This window comes from Methanobrevibacter thaueri (genome assembly GCF_015062915.1).
GTDB lineage: Archaea > Methanobacteriota > Methanobacteria > Methanobacteriales > Methanobacteriaceae > Methanocatella > Methanocatella thaueri_B.
The window spans coordinates 153,726-161,737 of the sequence record NZ_SUTJ01000005.1; the positions used below are offsets into that span (position 1 = coordinate 153,726).

At 30.3% G+C, this 8,012-nt stretch carries 2 protein-coding genes; one reads left to right on the plus strand and one right to left on the minus strand.

The window, feature by feature from the left end:
• Positions 1 to 70 precede the first annotated feature (70 nt).
• Positions 71 to 5,587: an Ig-like domain repeat protein gene (locus E7Z78_RS05270; protein ID WP_303724130.1), complete on the minus strand. Its 5,517-nt coding sequence runs from the start codon at positions 5,585 to 5,587 to the stop codon at positions 71 to 73.
• Between the two features lie 227 nt (positions 5,588 to 5,814).
• Here E7Z78_RS05270 and E7Z78_RS05275 point away from each other — a divergent pair, with 227 nt between their 5' ends.
• Positions 5,815 to 7,998: a PQQ-binding-like beta-propeller repeat protein gene (locus E7Z78_RS05275; RefSeq protein WP_303724131.1), complete on the plus strand. Its 2,184-nt coding sequence runs from the start codon at positions 5,815 to 5,817 to the stop codon at positions 7,996 to 7,998.
• Positions 7,999 to 8,012: the final 14 nt, after the last annotated feature.

Below are 8,012 nucleotides of genomic sequence, written 5' to 3' on the forward strand. Positions count from 1 at the left end.
TTGAAGAGGGATATTAATAAAATCGAGGTTATAAAAAAAATTTAATTGATGGTGATGGATTTAAAGTAGTTTATTTGACTGTTATGGTATTGGTGTTTTTCTGCTTGCCATATGTGGTTTTGATTTTGTATTTTCCTTTTTTGAGGTTTTTGACTTTGATTTTAGCGATTCCTTTTTTATTGGTTTTTGCCTTGTATTTTTTGCCGTTGATTTTGAATGTTATTTTCTTGTTTTTAAGTTTCTTTCCGTTTTTGTTTAAAAGCTTTGCAGTATAGGTTAGTGTTTTTCCCTTTTTGATTTTCTTGTTTTTTGTTATGAGTGTCTTTTTGACAGTGATTTTATTTTTGACTTTCACGTTTTTATATGTTGATGTAATGGTGTATTTGCCTGATTTGAGTGTGAGTTTTAGTGTTGCATAACCCTGGCTGTCTGTTTTCACATTAATGGTATTCTTGTTTATCTTGATGCTTACGATTGCGTTTTTAACGGGAACGTTATTGTTCAGCACCTGCACCTTATACTCCTTGTTTGCACCGTAATACTGTACAATGTTTTTGTTGCCGGTAATTTTATAATTGTTATTTAATACATTAAAAGAACCGGAGGCGATTGCCATTGAAAGTAAATCAGAACCCTGATATGTTGCAGTGTAGGTATAACTTCCCACTTTAAACTCACCAAGGTTTCTTGATCCAACACCATCAGTAATGATGATTCTATAATAATTGCCGTTAATCTCAAGAACCAGATCACCGGATACTTTATGATTATTAACGTCACTCAGTGTGGCTGTAACAATCAAATCATCATCAGCATTAACATTGGCAATGTTTACTTTTAATACTGATTGTACTTGATTTAAAATAAGTATCTCAGATACTGCTTTTGACTCATAATTATTATCACCATTATATGTTACGATAAGATTATAGGAACCTGTATTCAATGGACTGATTAGCCATGAAGCATTACCATTAACAATTGTCCTGTTTCTTGGTGAGTATTGTCCCTGAATGCGGAAAGTAACATTACCTGTCGCATCACCATTTAAAACAGCATCAATTTGAATATTAGTGTTTAACACTAATGGTGTAGTCTTAATTGTTATTGTTGGGGTTGCCTTTTTAACATTAACATTAACGGAGGCATCTGATCCTTGATATATATTATCTCCATTATATTTGGCAGTTAAAATATAATCCCCGGCAGGAACATTGCTAAATACAGCATTTGCCTGATTTCCAGTTAAGCTAATTGTTTGTGATTGATTGTTTAATGTGAATGTTACGCTGCCGCTTGCAGTGCTTGTGACAAATGCAGTTACACTAAAAGATTCACCATAAGTAATGTTGGATGTGCTTATTCTTATTTGTGATATGGCATTTTTAACACTGAATTTCATATTAATTGTTTGATTAATATAATTATCATCACCAGTATAGATTACTGTCAGATTATGCTCACCTGCAGCTAAATCCGGAATAATAATGCTTGAAGACTCATTAATTATATTATTGTCCACGATGAGTGTGACATTACCGGATGCACCCTCCGGTAATGTGGCAGTAATTATTTCAATTTCGCCGGCAAGAATATCCTTGATGTCAATGTTTATTTTTGCAGGATTAACAGTTACAGTGTCAGTGTATGTTGTGTTTTTATATGTGACTGTAATATTGTATTTTCCGGCTTTACTTGTAACAGGCAGTCTTGCAACTCCATTCTCATCAGTGGTTAAATTAATAGTTTCATTTTTAAATAAAACAGTGATATTTGTGTATTCGTAGGGATTATTGTCAGTGTCAAATAATTTTATAATATAATAGTTTAATTCCTGTTCAGTGATAATTGGATGGGTAGTGTTAATGATTGCTTTTCCCTCAATATGTTTTGTTGTATTCCAGGAAACATATGAATAATAATTGTCCCCCAGATATAGTACATAAATATAGTTTGTGCCTCTTTTGAATTTAACATTGAAGTTGCATGAACCGTTAGTTAAATTTTTTATTATAACCTCATCGTTATTAATGTATACTCCCACTTCACCGGTACAGTCCATATAATCAGTTTTAACAATGATATTACCTGTTAAATCATCATTATTGCTTATAGTGACTGTTAAGTTAGTGTGTTTTCTATAAACGCTAAAAGTGGTTGTTGCATTTGACGGAGCGTATTTCTTATCTCCAGGATAGAAAACACTTACAGTGTATATTCCATCATGAAGATCAGTAATTGTAATTGGAGTAACGGTATTGTTGATGAATATTGTATTGTTCACTCCATTAATACATATTATTGCTTCGCCTCTAACATCTCCCGGGTTTATTGTGAGATTTAAAATTGCAACGCCTTCTCCTTCATTAATATTTTCACTGGTTAAAGTCAAATTGGTTTTCCATTTGCTTACAACAAACAGTGTGCTTGCAGAACCTGATTCATAATATTCATCCTCATCAAATATTACAGTAATATTATATACTCCAACGTTTCTGGTGATTGTTAAAGTTCTGGTGGATTGTGTGTCTGCTTCATGAACATATACTCCATTAACATAGAGTTTACCATATAATTTGGCGTCATCCGGTGTGATTGTAATTGTTATTTTACCTTTTTCACCATATCTGACTTCAGGAGCAACAACAGTAATATTGGTTTTAATCTTATAAACAGTACACTGATAGATATTGTTCAGGAGTTTGAAATATGTATTGTCACCGTTGTAGGATATTTTGACTGTGTAATTTCCTGGTTTTAAGTTGGATGGCAATGTGAAATTGCAGGTTCCGTTATCTAATGTTAGGATGTAGTTTTGGTTGTTGAATGTTAATGTGATATTTCCTGTTGGTGTGCCATAATCTCCACTGACGTTCATTTTGAATTGGATTTCACCGTCTTTATATGTGATGTTGTTGTATTCTACTGTTAGATTGGCAAATTCTTTTCCCACATCCACAAGACTAACATGTTTGTCATATCCGAGTATTGTTGCAGTTATATTATATTGATTTTTAATGTTTGTGTAGTTGAAATTGAATGTTATTTTATCATATAATGTTGTGGTTATGTTTATCCATTCTCCATTTTCATTTATTGTTGTTATTGTAGTGTTGAATCCTAGCTTGAAAGGCAATTTGTCCCAATCATTAAATACAATTGTGTCTTGTCCGTTTGTCAATGCTAAAGTTAATGTAATGTTTTGTGTTTTGTTTAATTTAATCGGATAGTACTCTTGTTCAAACGCAACTGTGAAGTAATAATTGAAATCCACATTCTGAACGGAATCATTATGGTCTAAACAATAATAATTATAGTTTATGTAGCAGTTTTTTGTTCCAGCATCATATAAGAAGCTTTTTGGTGAATGTAAACCTCCTAGAGCTCCTGATGGGTCTTTTTGATCTAAATAAATTTTTGTGTTTAATAGATAACAGTACATTACTGTTATTTTTCCGGTATTGTAAATGTTAAATGATCCATCACCTGCATTCAGTGAATGCCAAATAGGATTATTGTTGTCGAAGATACAACTGGTTATTTCCATTTCACCATCATTTTTAATAATTCCATAATATCTCTGCCATCCAGTTCCACTATTTCCCCAACTTATTGTGTTGTTTTTTATTATGGTTTTTGTTATTGTGGCTTTTCCAGTTTCACTATTGGAAATCACTCCTGCATAAATATGTGAATAATATGTCCACATTTCTCCATTTGGTTGTGGAACATAACGGTATACCAAATATGAGTATGGAGCATTATTATTTAGTATTTGAGAATTATTAATAACCATTATTCCATTATTATGTATCCCAACTCCTCCCACATAAAAATTGCCACTACATTTACTTATTATTGTATTGTTAATTGTTAATGTTCCGTCATTGTATATTCCGCCTAATCCTTTAAATGTTTTTGATTCTGTTATTGTGGAATTATTTATATTGCAGGTTCCAGTTGTATAAATTGATGATCCATTTCTAATGTCATTAATGCTTCCACTTGTTTGACTATTATTAAATATTGAATTTTCAATAGTAAGTTGATTGGTGTTGTAGATTGCTCCTCCATTATCTCCGGTTATTGTGTGGAATGTTGAGTTGATTATTTTTAAGTTATTGGTGTTGTAGATTCCTCCTCCGTCATTTCCAATGATATTGTTAAATGAGGAGTTTATGATTGTTAGTTCTTTGGTGTTGTAGATTGCTCCTCCATTTGTTTTTTTTGTTGTGCTTTGTGTTTTATAGTTGTTGTAGGTGTATTGGTTGTTTAATGTTTGTTGTTTTGATATTAAATATACTGCTTGGGTACTTGTTGAGGTTATATCTTCAATTAAAGTGTTATTTAGTGAACTTTTACCATCATTGTATATTATTCTGTAGTTGATATTGGTGAAATTGACATTTTCAATGTAGAGAGTTCCTTTATTGTATATGATTCCGTTTAATGTTGTTGTTTCTGTTGGAAGGTTGTATGGTGTATATTTATTATTGGTGAATGTTGTGTTTGTGATTTTTAGTGTTTTTGTGTTTGTTATTAATCCGTTAATGTTTGAGGGTCTTGTTTGGTAGAATTGGTTTAGGTCTTCGATTTTACAATTTTCAAGTTCTAATTCACCAGTATTGTCTATCAAACCTAAACTGTTGTCCTTAAAAGTACAGTTTATTAATTTTAAATTTCCTTTATTTGATATGATGTAGTTGTTATTTCCGATGAATGTTAGATTGATTAAAGTTATGCTTGTAGTGGATTGTATTTCAAGTAATGTTTGTGTTTTATCTAAAATAAAAGAAGCATTATTTCCAGTTATGGTAATATTTTTATTTATTTGTATGGTTTCTATTGTATCTTGTAGGAGATTAATGTCAGTTAATGTGATGGTTCCTCCATTTACTGCTAAATCTATTGCTTTTTGCAGTGATTTAACACTATTATTCCAGGATTGGTTAGATGAAAAAGTATTGTCTATGAGTATTTGTGTATTGTTTAAACTTTTAATAACTGTATTGTTTTTTATTTCTTCAAAATGCAATATATTGGAATATGTGTCGAATAGTGAAGTTGTCAAATAACTATTGGGATTTAATGTGTATGTGAATGGCACATCTGCAGTATATGTTACGCCGGGTTTTACTTCGGGGAGGTTTAAATCACCAATATTGATTTTTTTTATTAGAGTATTATTTTCATAAATGTGGATGTTGTATGTTGAAAATTCACCATCACTGTATGGAGTAACGAATGAAAAATGCATGTTTATGGTTATATTTCCGGTATCCTCAAAAGAACTGGTATCATTTACAGTTATTGCAATTTCAGGGTTATATGGCATAAAATTAGATAATATTTCATCATTTTGACTTTGACTTAATAAATTATCATATGTTTGATTATTAAAATTTTGTGATAAATTATCCTCTTCAATATGCTGTGAATTTAATGTATTCTCATCTATTTCAATTGCATTATCATTTGTTATTTCTAAAGAATTAGTATTATTTTCAGTTGCATCAATACTTGTAATATTAATTAATATTATTATAATCAAGCTTATTAATAAGTATTTTTTTACTCTTTTACTCATAATTCATTACCTTTTAATTTACTTTATATAATAATATTATGATTATTATATTTAATTTTATTCAAGATAATTTTATATATGTTTAAATATAGATTAAATTATATTAGAAGATTTTTCAATACAACTTCAGTCATGTATGTAATAATGAAGTATCAATCTCTTTGAAAGATTTTTTAATGATTTTTAATAGTAATTTTTGAAAATGAATAAATTGAAAGGCGATAATATTGAAATCTAGATTTTTAATATTTTCATTATTGTTGCTAGTGTTTGTTGCAGGAATAGGCGCTATTTCTGCTGAAGATACTAGTGATATTGGGGAAATATCATCAGATGAAGTTACTGATGAAGTAATTTCTGTTGATGATACTGTAACAGATGTATCAACATCTGATGCTGATGAAGTGGTTTCTGATGGTGAACCTACTCGAGGTACTTATACCTGGGGAGATTTTAAATCAGAAGTCGAAGATACAAATGTAAATACAGTTAAATTAAATCAGAGTAATATTGCTCCGTCAACAAGCAGTTCTGATCAAATTAGTATAAATCATGACATAACTATCGTTGGGGGCTATGGATATTATATAGGTAACGCAGACTGGAATAGTGCTGCATCCTATAATTACATTCCAATGATTACTTCTGCAAATAATTTAAATGTTAACTTTGAAAATGTTACATTCCAATACTTGTCAAATAATATCTTCATAAAACTGATGGGTAATGGAAACTTTGCTTTTAAAAACTGTGTATTTAACAATATCAACTGTACTGGCGATCACCAATCAGTAATATGGTTAAACTACGGATATGCATTAATTGAAAATTGTACTTTTACAAATGTCAAATCTAGTTTTGGTGCAGTAACCAATTACTACACTTCTTGGGGAACTGCTGTAAACAATGCTAGAATGACAGTTAGAGATTCTACCTTTAAAAATAATTATGCTACCACTGAACCTGGTGCAATCAACAACTGTGGTAAACTAGAAGTTTATGATTCAACTTTCGAAAACAATGAAGCATACTGGTGGGCTGGAGCAATTCACACTCACAGTAATGCAAACACTACAATTGTTCGTTCTAACTTTAGAAATAATATTGCAAGGTGGAATGGTGGAGCATTATATACTTACAGTTACTTAACTGTAATTAATTCTACTTTCACTGCTAATGAAGCTCATGGAACTGATGGTGGTGCTATAGCTGCAAGTACTTATGGTAGTAGGCCAACAATAGTTATTGAAAATTGTGGTTTTTATGAAAATAATGCAACTGGTAGTGGCGGAGCTATTTCTTTTTCCGGCGCTGGTAGATTAACTGTTGATCATTCTGTTTTTGTTAATAATACTGCTAAAAATGATAATTCTGGTCATGCTATTTTCTTTTATTATTCCGGAACCAGTTCTACTGCAGCATATTTAACTTATACTAATAATCAGTTCTATGGTCCAAATAATGGTACTGGGTCTGTTTACATTTATAATGATAAAGTAAATGTTGTCCCTTATAATAATACTATTGATGATATTTCTAATTATACTGCACCTGAAGAAAATGATACATTACCAACAGGTAATGTAAAAATTCCAACTGGTAAAAAAATAACAGCATCTGCTTGGAATAATGCATTAAATGGTCCTTTGAGTGGTGCTCCAGTTATTAGTGGTAATTATATTTTAGTTCCTGCTAATCATAATTTATATTGTTTTGATTACACAAGTCATGCTCTTGTTTGGAATTTCACAAGTGAACATGGTTATTTCCATGAATTATTAGTTGAAAATAATATTGTTTATGCTCCTGCATCATATGATGCATTATACTTACTTTATTTAAATAACGGTTCTTCTTTAACTAACAATAATATTTATCAAGGATCTAGTCTTTATGCTCCATTACTTTATAATAATACTATTTATTTAAGTAGTGAATATGGTTATGGAGATAATTGGATTAGCTTAGTTAAAAATAATGGAACTGATTATTATTATGACAGTAGTATTTTAACAATTAATGGTATAACTTATGGTACTCCTGCAATGTTATCTAAACCATACTTATATGGTAATAATATTTATGTTAATACTGTAAATGGTTTAATATCTTATAATTTAAATACTGGAATAACTAACAGTATCAGTGGTACTGTAGGTAATCCTATTATTGATACTAATGGTAATATTTGTATTTTAACCAATAATGGTACTGCTCTTTCATTATTAGACTCTAATTTAAACAGTATTGCTTCTGTTACTTTAGATGGTAAATGTAATATGTTGGTTAGTGATTATAATGGTAATGTTTATACTGTAGATGAGAATAGTTATATTTATCATGCTAATTATAAGAGGGCGTCCCAAAATATAATTCGCATAGGTTATCCAACTGGATATACTTTTAGTTAAAGCAGGATGAGTAT

Bases quoted from the DNA above. Each gene is read 5' to 3' on its own strand.
- E7Z78_RS05270 (WP_303724130.1), bottom strand. From the start codon at position 5,587: ATGAGTAAAAGAGTAAAAAAATACTTATTAATAAGCTTGATTATAATA.